Origin of the sequence: Chengkuizengella axinellae, assembly GCF_030730905.1 — a bacterium.
GTDB classification, from domain to species: domain Bacteria; phylum Bacillota; class Bacilli; order Paenibacillales; family KCTC-33759; genus Chengkuizengella; species Chengkuizengella axinellae.
In genome coordinates, this window is the sequence record NZ_JAVAMP010000005.1 from 199,629 (window position 1) to 215,104 (window position 15,476).

Genomic DNA, 15,476 nt, shown 5'->3' on the forward strand with positions numbered 1-15,476 from the left:
TTCTTTTACTTTCGCGGGTCTTCACAAATTCATATCTACTTAACAGCTGCAATTTCACTTTTCTCTAGTAGGGCAATATACACTTTTCCATCTTCCACAGATACATCAAAAGTTTCAACACATCCAGTATCCGGCAATTGCACTAAACCTGAGGTTAGATCAATTTTACGATCATGTAAAGGGCAGAATACATACTCTCCACTTACAATACCTTCTGCTAAAACACCGTCCTTATGTGGGCAACGATTTTCAATTGCTAGTATTTTACCACTTGTTAAACGAAATACCGCAAGCTCCTTATCTTTAAAACGAACTGTTTTTCCTGAATTTACTGGTAGATCATCATATTTAGCCACTTCAACCCATGAATTATCGCCTTTTAAGTTACCCATTTCGTTTCACCATCCTATTTTATTTGTATGATTTGTTAATACAAGACTACTTCGCTTCTATCACTTCATATAAATCTTTTTGAATTTTTTCACTTTCAACAGCTTCCTTCCAAGGATCTTTTAATACAGAAAGGGCTGTATCCATTCTGGCACAAAGTTCTTCACGTTTCTCTTCATCTAATAAAATATCTTGAATATGTTGTACACCTAAACGATCAACCCATTCGGATGTACGCTCTCCGTAAACCCCTGTTTCACGATAATATTGTAAATAAGCCTCTGTATATTCAATGACTTCTTCTTCTGTTTTCACTGTTGCTACTAAATCACCTTTGCGGAGTTTAACCCCACCGTTACCACCAGCGTATAACTCCCAGCCTCCATCAATAGCCACAACGCCTAAATCTTTGATACCTGATTCAGCACAGTTTCGTGGACATCCCGATACAGCCATTTTTACTTTTGCAGGTGTATTCAAACGTTCGAAACGTTTTTCTATCTGAATTCCCATTCCCATGGAGTCTGCTGTTCCAAATCGGCAAAACTCTTCTCCAACACATGTTTTTACAGTTCTCACAGCTTTACCATACGCATACCCTGAAGGCATATCCAGCTCTTCCCACATGTTTGTTAAATCTTCTTTTTTAACACCTAGCAAATCTATCCTTTGACCACCAGTGATTTTCACTTTCGGTACATTGTATTTTTCAGCTACTGTAGCGATTTTTTTCAGATCCGTTGGATTTGTCACACCGCCGTACATACGAGGAACTACTGAATACGTACCGTCCTTTTGAATATTCGCATGCATTCTCTCGTTGACAAAACGTGAAGTGGAATCATCTTGATATTGTTCAGGATGCACCATGCCAAGGTAGTAGTTGATAGCCGGTCTACACTTAGAGCAGCCTTCTTCATTTTTCCAACCTAGGACACTCATAACCTCACGTACATGAGAAAGTCCCTTTTCCTTAATCTGTACTACTATTTCGTCCTTTTCTAAATCAGTACATTCACACATCGTTTCTTTCTGAGCTGATTTATCGAATTCATCACCTAATGTGTACTCTAGTAAATCACTTACTAACGGTTTACATCCTCCACAAGAGCGCGAAGCCGTTGTACAGTTTTTCACCTCTTCAACTGAGGTTAATCCTTGCTCTTTAATTGCTGAGCAGATTGCACCTTTACTTACCCCGTTACAACCACAAATGATTTCATCATCACTCATGTCAGCAACACTAGAACCCCCACCTGCATTAGCACCTGGCTCTTGTAGTATCGCTGATTTTTCAAATCCAGTAATATCTGTTTCATTACGTATCATTTGCATTAATCTATTGCCATCTGAAGTGTCCCCGAATAACACTGCACCGACAATTTTGTTGTCTCTAACTACTACTTTTTTGTATATACCTGAAAATTCATCTTCTATTTTAATTGCTTTTGTATCCTTAGCATCGTTAAAGTCGCCACCAGAGAATACATCTACACCAGATACTTTCAATTTTGTATAAACGACAGAACCTTCATATGGAGCTGTATCTACATCCGCAATTTTCTTTGCTAGTACTGCACCTTGTTCAAATAAAGGAGCAACTAATCCGTAACCAATCCCTCTGTGTTCTGCACATTCTCCTACTGCAAACACGTCTTCAACATTGGTTTCTAAATAATCATTTACCACAATACCTCGGTTCACTTCAATGCCAGAGTCTTTAGCAAGCTGGATATTTGGACGAATACCCACCGCCATAACTACTAAGTCAGCATCAACTTTTGAACCATCAGCAAATTTTAAACCTGTCACTCTCTTTTTACCTAAAATTTTCTCAGTTTGTTTACTTAGTAGAAAGTTCATACCCTGCTCTTCTAGTGAGTCTTGCAACATTTTGGAAGCCGTTCGATCCAACTGTCTTTCCATGATCGCATCACAGATATGAACAACATCAACCTTCATTCCAAGGTTCAAAAATCCTCTTGCTGCTTCTAAACCAAGTAGCCCTCCACCAATTACAACAGCTTTCTTATAGTTCTTAGCAGCTTCCATCATGTATTCACAATCCTGAATCGTACGATAAGCAATTACACCTTCTTTATCTGCACCTGGCAATGGAAGCATAAACGGATCAGATCCGGTTGAAATGATTAATTTATCATAAGAAACTGAAGTTCCTTTATCACTTGTGACAGTTTTTCCTTCTGTATTGATCTCAGTGATCGTTTCCCCTGTATATAATGAAATGCCATGTTCTTCATACCATTCGTAGCTATTAATTACAATATCATCAACTTTGGAATCTCCCGCTAATACATAAGATAGTAAAATACGATTATAGTTTGGATGCGGTTCTGAACCAAAAATAGTAATATCAAACTGATTTGGAGCTAGCTTTAAAATATGTTCAACTGTATTCACACCAGCCATCCCATTTCCTATCACCACTAGTTTTTCCTTCTGACTCATATTAACTCGCCCCTTCCTTTATTTGTGAATCATTATGACTAACTTTGCATGTTTACTAATTCTAAAAGAAATTATTATCTATCCTATAACAAAAAGAGACCTACCAATGTGAAGTTTCTCACAATAGATAGGCCTCGTTGCCATCATTTCTTTACCGACACGCCATTGTGTCATTCGTTCTTGTTAACACAATTATATGTCTTTTTATTTCCTGTGTCAAGTTTGTTTACACAAAACTTTTATTATAGGTGATTTAATGATTTTTTACTTCAATTTGATGCTTTCGTGTAATGTTCATGTTAACTATGCTACAACTTTTTCTCCAATTACTTCTTCCTCTATCTCTGCTGCTTGTTTTTCAATCAATTCCGTGTCAGGTTCTTTCAAGAAGAAACATGCTGCAAAACAAACAAGAGAAGCACAACCGATAACTACAAAAAATGCTTGAGGACTAACAAAAGTTAATATCGTTAAAAATGTTGTAGCACCTACATTCCCATATGCTCCAACCATACCTGCTACTTGGCCCGTTAAACGTTTTTTAACTAAAGGCACCATTGAGAACACAGAACCTTCACCTGCTTGCACAAAAAACGAACAAGTCATAGTTAATACAAGTACCGCTACAATAGACCAGCTAGAATCAACGAATCCCAACCCAAAGTAGGTAATTGATAAACCAGCTACCAAAATCGTTAGGGTTTTCTTTCGGCCAAACTTATCACTTAACCAACCACCACTTGGACGTGCAACCAAGTTCATAAATGCATAACTAGAAGCTACCATCCCTGCTTGAGTTACTGAAAGGTTAAATGTATTTAAGAAAAATAGAGGCAGCATAGATACAACCGCTAATTCAGAACCAAATGTACAGAAGTAAGCTAAATCTAAAATAGCTACCTGCTTAAATGAATACTTTTCCTTTTCCTTAACACCCGCTCGTAAATGATCTTTATTCACTGACCATATCTTATAGCAATTTGAGACAAATAAAAATGTTAATAATCCATAAATAAGACCTGATATCGTGCCATTAATCAATCCTAATCCTTGTACTTTCCAAGTCAGAACACCTAGAATTACAAACATTGGCAATGTCATCGCCATCAAGAAGATCATATCTCCATAACTACTAACTTCCATTGCACCACTTTTCTTAGGACGTTTAAATTGTCGGCCATCAGGAGTATCTTTCACAGATTTAAAATATATAAAGGAATAAATTAAACTTACTAATCCAGTTAAGCCAATTGCCCATCTCCAACCTTCTTCTACTCCAATCGTTTGTTCAAAAACGTAAAGCGCGATTAAAGGGAGAGAGAAAGCTGCTGCTGCAGAACCAAAGTTTCCCCATCCTCCATATACTCCTTCAGCAATACCAACTTGTTTTGCAGGGAACCATTCAGATACCATTCGAATCCCTATTACAAAACCTGCTCCAATCATAGCAAGCAACGTACGTGCTATGAAAAGCTGTGTAAAACTATCTCCCAAAGCAAACATAAAACAAGGAATACTCATGATGGCCATTAATGAAGAATAAACCTTACGCGGTCCAAATTTATCTACCAACATCCCAATAATAACACGTGCAGGAATTGTTAAAGCAACGTTCATTGTAAGTAGGACACCAACTTGTTGATCTGTTAAATTTAACGTTTCCTTAATGGTTGCTACAAAAGGGGCCATATTAAACCAAACTACAAATGTAATAAAAAATGCAAATGTCGTTAACAATAAAATTCTAATATTTCCTTTGTATGGGTTGCCTGTGTTCGTACTCAATACAATCACTCCTTAAAAAATAGTAATAAGAATTTGTAAACCTTTTGTGAGTTTCATCAGACACCCCATTGTGTCCAATAAATAAAACCTACCCATAAAATGATCCAATAATAACAAATCATATATAGGTAGGCTCCTTTGCCTACTAACTTGAATCCAACACCTCATCGTGTTGAAACGTTTTTAATTAATGTCATTATAAAGTATTTTTATTTTCTATGTCAACTTAATTCACATAATTTTCTCATTTACATAAATTCATAAATCATTCGTAAATATTGAATTATTATACACTATTATTATGAAAACGCTCTCTTAATACGTATATTTATAGAAAAATAACAAACAATAATTCGGATTCCAGGGAATTCAACTCTCATTTTATGTTTAATTCCATTCAATAATGGACTTTTTATTGATAATTATGATATATTTATAACTAGTTGATGTTAGTATATATGACATATAGTTGTCCTTTTCAATTATTTAGCCTTTTTTTTCGTATAACATTAGATTTTAGTTAGATGTTTTATTTATTCCAATTATATATAGATAGAAAATATAACATTGATGGGGGTATTTTTATGATACAAAATTTCCTTCTCATCAAAAGTTCAGCAGATGTTTCAGGTTTGGGAGAGGAAAGTATTAAATCTATTTCAGAGTTTATAGAAATGTTAAAGGAATTAGGTTATCGAGTTAAATCCATTACAACAGAAGACCATATTGAAAAAAAATCTTTAGATTCTATTGATGCTATCATTCTACAAATGAGAATATCCAATTTAAATCAGTGGACTCAAAAATTAAGTGCGATCAAAGATTTACCTTTCATTTGGTGGTGTGATTCTCACACTGCAGTAAACGATAATTGTAAACTTGATCTTGGAATTGACGGCATTGTTTTTCCTCAAATGAAATCTGTCGAAATTCATTGGACCTTCCACCTATGCTCCAACCAGCACTTACAGAAAACGCAGTGGAAAAAAGAACGAGAACAGCTTTTGTCTAAATTAGAAGAAAGAAAGTGGATTGAACAGGCTAAAGGAATTATATCAAAAATCAAAAACATCTCAGAAGCTGAAGCTTACGATTTTTTACGCAAACAAGCGATGAACGATAGAAAAAGACTGGCAGATGTAGCGATATCCATAGTAAAGGTTCATCAATTACTTAACGATTAATCACTGGGAGGGAAAAAATGATATCTTTATTAAAGGAAGTTGGCAGGGGAAAAAGAGGTGCTAAAGATTTATCCTACAAAGAGGCATTAAAAGCGGCAGAACATATTTTAACTGGTAAAGCTACACCATCTCAAATTGGTGCTTTCCTCATTGCAGAACGTATAAAAATGGAATCACAAGAAGAAATACAGGCTTTCATAGAGGTTTGTAAATTACACTCTTTAAGATATCCCATGGAAAACAGCATAGATTGCGCTGGCCCATATGACGGTAGAAATTCTTCATTTATAGCAACCATTCCTACAGCTTTTGTTTTAGCTGCTTGTGGATTGCCAGTTACACTACACGGAGGTAAAACTCTACCTCCTAAATTAGGCGTAACTCTTTATGATGTCATGAATGAGATGTGTAGGGATGGTAACATTTCTAACAAAAACCTTCTTAAAGGTGCTGAAGAAGCTGGGATATTGTTTGTTGAAACCGAAAAGTGGTGTCCTCCACTAGAAAAAATGAGGACAATTCGAGAAGAAATCGGTATGCGTACTTTATTCAACACAGTTGAAAAATATTTACGCTTCTCTAATTCCTCTTATATGGCTGTTGGGGTTTTCCATGGAACTGTATTCGAAAAAATGGCAAAACTTCTATCCAATCTGGGTATACAAAAAGGAATCATTGTACAGGGAATGGAAGGTTCAGAAGACATCTCTGTAGAAAAACAAACGCGCACGTTAATAGTTAAAGATGAACAGCATGAATTATTTATTATCGATCCAGAAGTATTAGAAATGCAATGTGATTTTCCTGAAGTAAATTGGACTGTAGAAAAACAAACTTCTACAGCATTAGACGTATTAAAAGGAACTGCAGAGCTTCCATTTCATAATATGGTCATATTGAATAGTGCTGTTCGTTTGTGGGTTGCAGATAAAGTCGATTCAATTGAACAAGGTATATATAGTGTGCGTCACATTCTTGAACAGGGATTAGCATATAAACAATATCAAAAGTGGATTCGTGCCATCCATTAGTAGTCATGTTTTAGTGTTTATTTTACAACATTCTATTTATTTCTCGGGAAATAAATTCTGACAAATATTTCACATTTTCTCCTTTGTATTTCTCCCTTTTTTTATTTATGATAAAGGTAAATCTGGGTAACCTATGTTAATAACAATCAAAAATATAAAGGTTGGAGGGAGATTTATGTCCAAAATGAAAAAAGTGTTTATTATTATTTCTTTAATCACAATTTTCACAACAGCATGTGGGGATAATAATAACGTCTCCGAAGAAAATCAAACAAGTACCGCCGTAGATAAAAATTCCCCAGCATATGAGATTTATCAACAAAACGGTTGTATTTCATGTCATGGAACTGATTTGGAAGGAAAAATGGGATCGCTCACTAATTTGCAAGACGTTGGAGCTCGTTTAAACGAAGATGAGATCAAAAATACATTATTGAATGGGAAAACAGGAACGGTCATGCCTGCATATGGCGAAAGTTTATCAGAAGAAGACATAGACACTTTAACCAGTTGGTTATCCGAAAACCAGTAGCATGAATTGAATGAAATTAGATTAGCTTTCAAACAAGTTACTATTCATGGTTCCACTTACACAAAACAAAAATCATTACATTGTTAAAACCACCCAAATAAATATGGATGGTTTTTTTGTATATACATTCTCTTTTAAATTTCAATTACAGCAAAAGCTGCTGCCATTGTATCACTATGTGTTATGCTGATATGTAATTTCACCTCAGATTTAATCCCCAATTTATTGACAATATCTGAAGAAATATTACACACAGGTTTTCCTAATGAGTTAGGGACAATGTTGATATCTTGAAAACCAATGTGTTTTCCGATTCCACAGCCCAAAGCTTTGACAATAGCTTCCTTAGCTGCAAATCTACCTGCTAAAAATTCTACCCTATTTTTTCCGCGTTCCAAATAAATGTTTTTTTCTTGCGTCGTTAATATACGATTAACAAATCTATCTCCATGATTTTTGCTTATAATCTTTTTCACTCTAGATATTTCAATTAGATCATTCCCAATGCCGTATATCATAATGACCTAAATACCTGGAATCAAGTTTCTTTTATGTTCAGTGTTTGAATATAATTGTTCTAACTTTTCTCTAACTTTTAGCTCCACTTCTTTACCTTCAAGAAAGTCACTATTTTGTTCATATGTAATACCTAATTCTGTTTCATCAGTCTGTCCCGCCCATAAACCAGCTGTTGGTGCTTTTTCAATCACAATTTTAGGTACACCTAGCTTTCCAGCCAACATTCTTACTTGTCTTTTAGATAATGTACTAAGAGGTGTTATATCTACTGCGCCATCTCCATATTTCGTGAAGAATCCTGTAAGCGCCTCAGAAGCGTGATCCGTTCCTACAACAAGTAAATTTCTTTCAAAAGCTAAAGCATATTGCATGACCATGCGAGTTCTTGCTTTTACATTCCCTTTTCCTTTAATACTTATATGTCTGGAATCTCCAAGATTTTTTAATGCATATTCTACTTCTAGCGCAATTTCATCTACAGCTTCTTGAATATTAGTTTCGGTAACAGATTTTAATTGAAAAGCTTTAGCAACTGCATAACTATCTTCGATATCTTCTTGTTTAGCGTAGGGTTGAAAAACACCTAAGGTTTCATAAGGTTTCCCTGTCTCTTCAGCCAACTCATCTGTAGCCATTTTACATAATCCAGTAGTAACAGCACTATCTACTCCACCACTAATCGCAATCAATAGACCTGTTGTATTTGATTGCACAATGTATTCTTTTAAAAAGTTCACTCTTTTGCGGATTTCTTCATCCACATCAATTTCAGGTTTCACACCTAACGCAGCAATGATTTCTCTTTGTGTACTCATATCCATCACCTCAAATAAATTCTATAACATCATCTATATATGCTTATTTTACCATGAAGAAAGAATAAACACGATTTTTATGTACAAAATACACTATAATGAAACTTTCTTCTAGTGATGGTATTCAACTTCACCAATTACAGTCCGCCAACTCTCTAAAAGAAGATGTTGATACGGCATAAAAATCGTGAATCTTGGTATTTAAATAAATTATTGATTTGCCATTTTTTGTACTTAAAAAGGGATATCCAATAGTCTATAAATGACTTAGTGGATATCCCTTTTAGTTTAAATCCTATTGCTAAAAAGGAAATGTGTAATATTCAAGTTTTTTATTCGCAATATTTATCAAAAGCATCCGTTAAGTTCTTAGCAATTTGCTCAGCTGAGTGATCTTCAATTTCATGTCTTTCAATAAAATGAACTAATTTCCCGTCCTTCATCAACGCAATAGAAGGTGATGATGGAGGATAAGGCGCAAAATATTCACGCGCTTTTGCTGTAGCTTCTTTATCCTGTCCTGCAAAGACAGTAAACAAATGGTTTGGAATTTTCTCATGATTTAATGCAAGTGCCACTCCAGGTCGACAAAGTCCTGCTGCACAACCACACACTGAATTTACAACAACTAGTGAGGTTCCTTCTTTGTATTCTTCAAAATTCCCTTCCACTTCTTCAGCCGTTCTAAGCTCCTTTACACCTATTCTAGTTAGCTCGTCACGCATTGGCTGTATAACATCATTCATATACATATCAAAAGACATAGACATGTGCTTTCACTCCTCGAAAAATAGTTTTCAAATTTAAACGTTTCTTTAGTTTATTATACATAGAGATGAGGAATGAAAGCAATGGTTGCAGTTCTATTCAAAAAGGAGCAGGCAGCTATGAGCCCCAGAGCTTAAATAAAATGGGGCGATGTTCTCATCATGAATTTGTTGTAGGTGTGAATGCAATGCCCACTATTCTCTTCCAGATAAATCTTTGTTCTCTTTTTTACGAATCGGAGCTTGGAATGAGACATCTTTATCTGGATGCGTAAACTTTCCCCTTTCAGGTTCAATCCCTCTTTCAAAATAGTCTTTATTTTCTTCCGTTTGAAACCCGATATCTTTGTATGGATGCACCCATTCATCCCCTGCCATAATCGCAGGATCAGTTTCATCGGTCCACTTAGTTAAAGGAGAGTTTGGAGACTCATATTCATGATCGCCAATCGTTACGCCATGTTCATTAACAAAAGCTTCCTTTGGTCCTCTCCCTTTTTTGAATTGAGGTAGAAAGTTGATTTCGTAGGGATCTAGATCAAATGGTTTATTTTGATCGTTCTGTTGTTCAGTTTTCTTTTTTTTACCCATGATTTCTATCTCCTAATTTATGTTGCAGGCTGATTAGGACCTTCCAACTTCTTATCTATATTCTTCAAATCTTCTGTTGCATTTTCATTTTGCTGCTTCATTTGATTTTGTTGTTCCTGTTTTTGTTGTTCTTTTGAATCTTGATTAGAGTTTGTATTCATTATTGTTTTTTCTCCTTTCTATCCTTTGAACATTTTTTAACTATGATTATTATGTGTAGGTTTTGAAAAATGATTCAAATGCATCCATTAACAGTTCTTTTAGATTGAATAAAATTGCAATCACTTGAATTTTTACTTCTGTTTTTCTAGAATGTAGATGAGGTACTACACGGTAGTACAAAACATTAGGAGGAATTATCAATGAAATATATAGCAAGCAATAACAGATATACTGAAATGAAATATAATTATTGTGGTCGTTCTGGACTTAAGCTTCCCGTTATTTCTTTAGGATTATGGCATAACTTTGGTGGAGTTGATACATATGAAAACGCTAAATCTATGTTACTCAGCGCTTTTGATCTAGGAATTACTCATTTTGATCTCGCTAATAATTATGGTCCCCCTCCAGGATCAGCAGAAGAAACACTTGGTCAAGTGTTGAAAGCTGACTTATCCAATTATCGTGATGAGCTTATTATTTCTACAAAAGCTGGGTATGGAATGTGGGAAGGACCTTATGGAGAATGGGGTTCTAAAAAATATCTAATCAGCAGTTTAGACCAAAGCTTAAAAAGATTGGGATTAGATTATGTAGATATTTACTACAGTCACAGATTTGATCCAGATACTCCTTTAGAAGAAACAATGGGTGCTCTTGATCAAGTAGTTAGACAAGGAAAGGCACTTTATGTCGGCATTTCAAACTATGGTGCAGAAGAAACTAAAGAAGCTATTCGCATTCTAAATGAGTTAGGAACACCTTTATTAATCCATCAACCAAATTACTCTATGTTTAACCGTTGGATTGAGGATGGGTTGCAAGATGTACTTGATGAAGGTGGAGTTGGTTCCATCGCTTTTGGCCCTCTTGCACAAGGTATGCTAACAAACCGATATCTTGGAGGTATTCCTTCTGATTCCAGAGCGGCAAAAGAAGAAAGCATCTTCTTAAATAAAGGAGACGTAACCGAAGAGAAAATCAACAAAGTACAACAATTAAATGAAATTGCTTCAAATCGTGGACAAAGTCTTGCACAAATGTCATTAGCATGGGTATTGCGTGGAGGACGTGTTACAACTGCACTCATTGGAGCTAGCAAAGTAAGTCAGATTGAAGAAAACGTAAAAACGATAAATAATCTTGAATTTAGCCATGAAGAACTAGAGAAGATTGAGAATATTTTAAAAGGATAACATTTTCTTTTTTCTTTATAGATGGAGTATTCTGTTATAAACAAATGTTTTAGTGTATAATATGAATATAAGAAAAAGACCACAGATACGTAGAATATCTGCGGTCTAAGTACAATAGATTGCCCAATAGGGCGGTCAGCTCATAATAATTTTGTTGTAAACCGTCTAGTTGCTTGGGGGCAAAGACGGTTTACTTTCGTTTATGAAAGGACAGTACTGCAACAATTAGCAGACCAAAAGATATCATAAGAGATATTCCTTCAAATACTGTCATAGACATCACCCCCTCTCTAAATAATTAGGGAAGTGAGCCTAACCGCCTTTTCATCGAGCCAGTCTATAGCACTTATGATTATTATAACAATAATAAGTTAAATTTTGTTAATTATATTAAATTGCAAAAGGGTAAGGGGTTTGAACAATGTCTTATGATGTAATCGTAATTGGCGGAGGTCCTGCTGGATTAATGGCTAGTATTTCAGCTTGCGAAAACGGAGCCAAGGTGTTACTTGTCGATAAAGGCAATAAATTAGGAAGGAAACTGGCTATTTCTGGAGGCGGTAGGTGCAATGTGACTAACGCTTATGAAGTAGATCAGATTATAAAAAACATTCCTGGGAATGGACGTTTTTTACATAGTGCATTTTCCAATTTTAATAATCAAGATATCATTCATTTTTTTGAAAATTTAGGGATTCAGTTAAAAGAAGAAGATCGAGGCAGGATGTTTCCAGTTTCAGACAAAGCAATGACCGTTGTTCGTACTCTAATTCATGCTGCGGTGAAATTAGGTGTACATATGAAAACCAATTCTCCAGTAAAACGGGTCATTTATGGGGATCAACACACGCAAGGAATTGAATTGCTATCTGGTGAAAAGATAAAAGGCAGTTCAGTTATTATTGCTTCTGGAGGAAAGTCAGTTCCACATACAGGTTCTACTGGAGATGGTTACGCTTGGGCTGAAGATGCTGGTCATACGATTACTGAGCTTTATCCTACAGAGGTTCCTATTACCTCAAACGAGCCCTTCATTCAAAAGAAAGAGCTGCAGGGTTTATCTTTACGAAATATTGAGCTCACCTTATGGAATCCCAAAAATAAAAAAGTAATCACTCACGAAGGAGACATGATTTTTACCCATTTTGGTATTTCTGGGCCAGTAGCTTTGAGATGTAGTCAATTTGTCATTAAAACAATGAAAAAGTTTGAGATAGCTCAAGTACAGATGTCGATTGATTTATTCCCTGAGCAATCTGAAGATCAACTTCTAAAGCAAGTCAAAAACTTAGGTGAAAACGAGCCAAAAAAACAAATTAAAAACTTATTAAAAAAATGGCTGCCTGAACGATTAATCCCCATATTATTGGCAAAAGTTGATTTAAAAGAAGATATGATTTTTAACAATGTTGCAAACTCCAAATGGTTAGAACTAATATCCATCCTAAAGAAATTTAGCTTTTATGTAAAAGGAACTCGTTCCATCGAGGAAGCTTTTGTTACTGGTGGAGGAGTAAATCTAAAGGAAGTAAACCCTAAAACGATGGAGTCCAAAATAATGAATGGTCTGTTTTTCTGTGGTGAAATATTGGATATTCACGGATACACTGGTGGATACAACATTACTGCCGCGTTTGTAACTGGACATACTGCTGGAAAACATGCAGCCGTAATACATTGAGAATCGTTTTCTAACATAATCCAAAAAGTATTAAAAAAAAAATAGCCACCTCTCTTAGATGGCTATTTTTTTAATACTTATATATGAACATCGTCCGCGGATAAATAATTGGTCTCCTCAAAGTCTGTAGTTTGTTCTTTTAATTCATCCTTATTATTACTTAAATATTCCTCTGTTAAATCTTCAACAACAGTATGAGCTGGTATAGAGATCTGATCCTTTTCAATCCCATAAGCAGCATTAACGTAACGGCTTTCGTCTGCAGCCGCTTCTTCTACCATGGTTCCTCCATGCGCTTGAATGATTTCCAATGCAGATGTGAGATCATTTTTTTCAATATGAATGTGTAATGTTGGTTTACTGAACTCATCATGATAAAACACCTCATAACCTAGCTCTTCTAACGTATCTAAAGCCAAAAATGCGGATCTTTTATCCTCAAATTCAAAAATAATCGGTTTTTTATCCATCGGTTCATTCCTTTAAGTTTTTTATATAGCTTATCCCCCAAAAATGTGTTCTATACAAATACAACTAAACGAATGTTGAATTTCCAGTAGATAAGGCTTTCATCCAGTCACAACTAATTTCTTTGAATACAATAAGTAGAACTACTTTACATTTGGAGGTGAATTTATGGGGGTTTTTGATAAAACAATTTGTGATTGCTGTGTTTGCCCTATGCAATGTGTGATGCAACAATTAGTGAATCGAGGCCCAGTAGTCATTTGTACTCCAGTTAGTCAAGAAAGAACTTAATTTAATCAATTCTGTTGATAATATTATTGCGGATACCCTTGATGGTGCAATAAATGTATTTATTCCCGTATGTAATGTCACAGCACTTTCAAGTAATGCATTAGACAGCGGTACTACTCTAAAACCAGTGCAAAAGGATATCAAAAGTGAGTGCAGTTGTTGTGAAAATCCAATTACGAATGAATTAATGAAATTTGGTGTTAACACTGAGGTTAGAATTGAATTTATAACAGAATCTCCAAATGGAGAAGAATTCAATATTCCAGTTAGTGGGAAGATCGTCTCAATTGGTGAAGGAATCGTTATATTAAATAATGTTTTAGATCGAGAGGGTATAGAAGTTCGAAACCTTGCTATCTCCACATGTCATATTACTAGATTTGAACCCATTAATACAGTATAACCCTTTCCATAGACGTTTGCTGAAATTACTCCAACAAGGGCATTAATCCAATCCAATTCATCCGTTTACGCATAATATAATTTTGAATTTAACCTTAAATAAGGAAGTGAAATTTATGGGCGTTTTTGATAGAACAATTTGTGATTGTTGTGTCTGTCCGATGCAATGCGTGATGCAACAATTGGTAGTTAATCAGCCGGATGTAACTATTTCTACACCGGTAAGTCAAGTAGTGGCGACAATCAATTCTGTAGAGAATTTCATAGCGGATACTTCTGTTGGTTTTTTTGCTGTCTGTAATGTTACTTCAGTTTCAAGTGATGTATTAGGAGGCAGTACCACTTTAAAACCTCTGAAAAAGGATGTCAAAGGAGAATGTAAATGTTGTGAAGACCCAGCTACTAACGAGTTAGTTTCACTCGGTATGGGTGCTCTTGTTGAGATTGAATTTGTAACACAAGTCCCAGGTGATGAGTTTGACATTCCACTAATAGGAAACATTGCAAACATTGGAGAAGGTATTGTTATTTTAGAAAATGTCACTGATGGTAATGGTTTCACCCTAAATACTGCCATTTCCACTTGTCAAATCACAAGAATTGATACAGCACAGGCATAATTTTTTTTACATGATCAAGTCCCCCATTTAAATTTTAAATTGGGGGACTTGATCATGTAAATTTTAAACTGGGGGACTTATTGTCATTGTTTGCTTCATTTATAAATATCATGATTTCAAGTACTCCAACATAAAATTAGTAATACGAGATATGTCGTTCAATACCTATCCTATTCACCTAATAAAGGAGGTTATTTTGTGCAGCAACCACATTCAAAAGATGTAGAAGATAATAAAATTTGGGCTGTATTAGCTTATTTTTTATTTTTCATTCCGTTAGTAACCGCTAGAGAATCAAAGTTTGCAATGTATCATGCAAACCAAGGACTTATTTTATTGATTTTTGCAGTTGCCATCAACGTGATTGGGGCTGTTATTCCTGTTTTGGGATGGCTGCTTATTATTCCATTTGGTAATTTGGCCATTATGGTTTATCTAATTATCGGCATTATTCAATCAGCCTCAGGAAAAATAAAACCCCTACCTCTAATCGGAAATTTTGAAATCATAAAATAACCTTAAAAAAGGTTACTGCAAACAGTAGATTCTTTCGTATCTACTGTTTTTTATACT

General features: G+C 35.1%; 19 protein-coding genes. 9 read left to right on the forward strand and 10 right to left on the reverse strand.

Features of this window, described 5'->3' with window-relative positions; translation table 11 throughout:
- Positions 1–35: 35 nt before the first annotated feature.
- From nirD to Q5Y73_RS13065, 3 genes are all read right to left on the reverse strand, one after another.
- A complete protein-coding gene (gene nirD, locus Q5Y73_RS13055) occupies positions 36–392 on the reverse strand; it encodes a nitrite reductase small subunit NirD (protein ID WP_305992350.1) in 357 nt (118 codons plus the stop codon).
- A gap of 46 nt (positions 393–438) precedes the next feature.
- Positions 439–2,859: a nitrite reductase large subunit NirB gene (nirB, locus tag Q5Y73_RS13060; protein WP_305992351.1), complete on the reverse strand. Its 2,421-nt coding sequence runs from the start codon at positions 2,857–2,859 to the stop codon at positions 439–441.
- 303 nt (positions 2,860–3,162) lie between these two features.
- The gene (locus Q5Y73_RS13065; RefSeq protein WP_305992352.1) at positions 3,163–4,644 is read right to left on the reverse strand and encodes a NarK family nitrate/nitrite MFS transporter; all 1,482 of its coding nucleotides are present in this window, start codon (positions 4,642–4,644) and stop codon (positions 3,163–3,165) included.
- A gap of 584 nt (positions 4,645–5,228) precedes the next feature.
- Between Q5Y73_RS13065 and Q5Y73_RS13070 the strand changes: the two genes are divergently transcribed.
- The 3 genes from Q5Y73_RS13070 (at position 5,229) to Q5Y73_RS13080 (ending at position 7,391) form a co-directional block, all read left to right on the forward strand.
- A complete protein-coding gene (locus tag Q5Y73_RS13070; RefSeq protein ID WP_305992353.1) occupies positions 5,229–5,828 on the forward strand; it encodes an ANTAR domain-containing response regulator in 600 nt (199 codons plus the stop codon).
- A 17-nt stretch (positions 5,829–5,845) separates the two neighbouring features.
- Entirely contained in the window at positions 5,846–6,859 is a 1,014-nt protein-coding gene (locus Q5Y73_RS13075; RefSeq protein ID WP_305992354.1) for an anthranilate phosphoribosyltransferase, read from the forward strand.
- 175 nt (positions 6,860–7,034) lie between these two features.
- Positions 7,035–7,391, forward strand: a complete 357-nt coding sequence (locus Q5Y73_RS13080; protein ID WP_305992355.1) for a c-type cytochrome — start codon at positions 7,035–7,037, stop codon at positions 7,389–7,391.
- A 134-nt stretch (positions 7,392–7,525) separates the two neighbouring features.
- Here Q5Y73_RS13080 and acpS read toward each other — a convergent pair whose 3' ends face one another.
- The 5 genes from acpS to Q5Y73_RS13105 form a co-directional block, all read right to left on the reverse strand.
- Positions 7,526–7,909: a holo-ACP synthase gene (acpS, locus tag Q5Y73_RS13085; protein WP_305992356.1), complete on the reverse strand. Its 384-nt coding sequence runs from the start codon at positions 7,907–7,909 to the stop codon at positions 7,526–7,528.
- Between the two features lie 6 nt (positions 7,910–7,915).
- A complete protein-coding gene (gene nadE, locus Q5Y73_RS13090) occupies positions 7,916–8,725 on the reverse strand; it encodes an NAD(+) synthase (RefSeq protein WP_305992357.1) in 810 nt (269 codons plus the stop codon).
- A gap of 332 nt (positions 8,726–9,057) precedes the next feature.
- Positions 9,058–9,495: a BrxA/BrxB family bacilliredoxin gene (locus Q5Y73_RS13095; RefSeq protein WP_305992358.1), complete on the reverse strand. Its 438-nt coding sequence runs from the start codon at positions 9,493–9,495 to the stop codon at positions 9,058–9,060.
- Positions 9,496–9,687: 192 nt separating this feature from the next.
- Complete coding sequence (locus Q5Y73_RS13100) at positions 9,688–10,083, reverse strand: DUF3905 domain-containing protein (protein WP_305992359.1); 396 nt, start codon at positions 10,081–10,083, stop codon at positions 9,688–9,690.
- 17 nt (positions 10,084–10,100) lie between these two features.
- Entirely contained in the window at positions 10,101–10,244 is a 144-nt protein-coding gene (locus tag Q5Y73_RS13105; RefSeq protein WP_305992360.1) for a hypothetical protein, read from the reverse strand.
- Between the two features lie 201 nt (positions 10,245–10,445).
- Between Q5Y73_RS13105 and mgrA the strand changes: the two genes are divergently transcribed.
- A complete protein-coding gene (mgrA, locus tag Q5Y73_RS13110) occupies positions 10,446–11,441 on the forward strand; it encodes an L-glyceraldehyde 3-phosphate reductase (protein WP_305992361.1) in 996 nt (331 codons plus the stop codon).
- 190 nt (positions 11,442–11,631) lie between these two features.
- On the opposite strand, the gene Q5Y73_RS24865 is transcribed toward mgrA, so the two are convergent.
- Positions 11,632–11,721, reverse strand: a complete 90-nt coding sequence (locus Q5Y73_RS24865) for a putative holin-like toxin (RefSeq protein WP_371320205.1) — start codon at positions 11,719–11,721, stop codon at positions 11,632–11,634.
- Positions 11,722–11,862: 141 nt separating this feature from the next.
- Between Q5Y73_RS24865 and Q5Y73_RS13115 the strand changes: the two genes are divergently transcribed.
- Entirely contained in the window at positions 11,863–13,122 is a 1,260-nt protein-coding gene (locus Q5Y73_RS13115) for a BaiN/RdsA family NAD(P)/FAD-dependent oxidoreductase (protein ID WP_305992362.1), read from the forward strand.
- A 77-nt stretch (positions 13,123–13,199) separates the two neighbouring features.
- On the opposite strand, the gene Q5Y73_RS13120 is transcribed toward Q5Y73_RS13115, so the two are convergent.
- A complete protein-coding gene (locus Q5Y73_RS13120; RefSeq protein ID WP_305992363.1) occupies positions 13,200–13,592 on the reverse strand; it encodes a DNA/RNA helicase in 393 nt (130 codons plus the stop codon).
- A 166-nt stretch (positions 13,593–13,758) separates the two neighbouring features.
- Here Q5Y73_RS13120 and Q5Y73_RS13125 point away from each other — a divergent pair, with 166 nt between their 5' ends.
- The 4 genes from Q5Y73_RS13125 (at position 13,759) to Q5Y73_RS13140 (ending at position 15,419) form a co-directional block, all read left to right on the forward strand.
- The gene (locus Q5Y73_RS13125) at positions 13,759–13,881 is read left to right on the forward strand and encodes a hypothetical protein (protein WP_305992364.1); all 123 of its coding nucleotides are present in this window, start codon (positions 13,759–13,761) and stop codon (positions 13,879–13,881) included.
- A 127-nt stretch (positions 13,882–14,008) separates the two neighbouring features.
- On the forward strand, positions 14,009–14,284 hold the full coding sequence (locus tag Q5Y73_RS13130; protein WP_305992365.1) for a hypothetical protein: 276 nt from the start codon (positions 14,009–14,011) through the stop codon (positions 14,282–14,284).
- A 115-nt stretch (positions 14,285–14,399) separates the two neighbouring features.
- Positions 14,400–14,903 (forward strand): hypothetical protein, encoded by a 504-nt coding sequence (locus Q5Y73_RS13135; protein WP_305992366.1) that lies wholly within the window; start codon positions 14,400–14,402, stop codon positions 14,901–14,903.
- Between the two features lie 198 nt (positions 14,904–15,101).
- On the forward strand, positions 15,102–15,419 hold the full coding sequence (locus Q5Y73_RS13140; protein ID WP_305992367.1) for a DUF4870 domain-containing protein: 318 nt from the start codon (positions 15,102–15,104) through the stop codon (positions 15,417–15,419).
- Positions 15,420–15,476 lie beyond the last annotated feature (57 nt).

Bases quoted from the DNA above. Each gene is read 5' to 3' on its own strand.
- acpS (WP_305992356.1), bottom strand. From the start codon at position 7,909: ATGATATACGGCATTGGGAATGATCTAATTGAAATATCTAGAGTGAAA.
- Q5Y73_RS13075 (WP_305992354.1), top strand. From the start codon at position 5,846: ATGATATCTTTATTAAAGGAAGTTGGCAGGGGAAAAAGAGGTGCTAAA.
- Q5Y73_RS13115 (WP_305992362.1), top strand. From the start codon at position 11,863: ATGTCTTATGATGTAATCGTAATTGGCGGAGGTCCTGCTGGATTAATG.
- Q5Y73_RS13120 (WP_305992363.1), bottom strand. From the start codon at position 13,592: ATGGATAAAAAACCGATTATTTTTGAATTTGAGGATAAAAGATCCGCA.
- Q5Y73_RS24865 (WP_371320205.1), bottom strand. From the start codon at position 11,721: ATGTCTATGACAGTATTTGAAGGAATATCTCTTATGATATCTTTTGGT.
- Q5Y73_RS13080 (WP_305992355.1), top strand. From the start codon at position 7,035: ATGTCCAAAATGAAAAAAGTGTTTATTATTATTTCTTTAATCACAATT.
- nadE (WP_305992357.1), bottom strand. From the start codon at position 8,725: ATGAGTACACAAAGAGAAATCATTGCTGCGTTAGGTGTGAAACCTGAA.
- Q5Y73_RS13100 (WP_305992359.1), bottom strand. From the start codon at position 10,083: ATGGGTAAAAAAAAGAAAACTGAACAACAGAACGATCAAAATAAACCA.
- Q5Y73_RS13135 (WP_305992366.1), top strand. From the start codon at position 14,400: ATGGGCGTTTTTGATAGAACAATTTGTGATTGTTGTGTCTGTCCGATG.
- nirB (WP_305992351.1), bottom strand. From the start codon at position 2,859: ATGAGTCAGAAGGAAAAACTAGTGGTGATAGGAAATGGGATGGCTGGT.
- mgrA (WP_305992361.1), top strand. From the start codon at position 10,446: ATGAAATATATAGCAAGCAATAACAGATATACTGAAATGAAATATAAT.
- Q5Y73_RS13125 (WP_305992364.1), top strand. From the start codon at position 13,759: ATGGGGGTTTTTGATAAAACAATTTGTGATTGCTGTGTTTGCCCTATG.
- Q5Y73_RS13105 (WP_305992360.1), bottom strand. From the start codon at position 10,244: ATGAATACAAACTCTAATCAAGATTCAAAAGAACAACAAAAACAGGAA.
- nirD (WP_305992350.1), bottom strand. From the start codon at position 392: ATGGGTAACTTAAAAGGCGATAATTCATGGGTTGAAGTGGCTAAATAT.
- Q5Y73_RS13095 (WP_305992358.1), bottom strand. From the start codon at position 9,495: ATGTCTATGTCTTTTGATATGTATATGAATGATGTTATACAGCCAATG.
- Q5Y73_RS13070 (WP_305992353.1), top strand. From the start codon at position 5,229: ATGATACAAAATTTCCTTCTCATCAAAAGTTCAGCAGATGTTTCAGGT.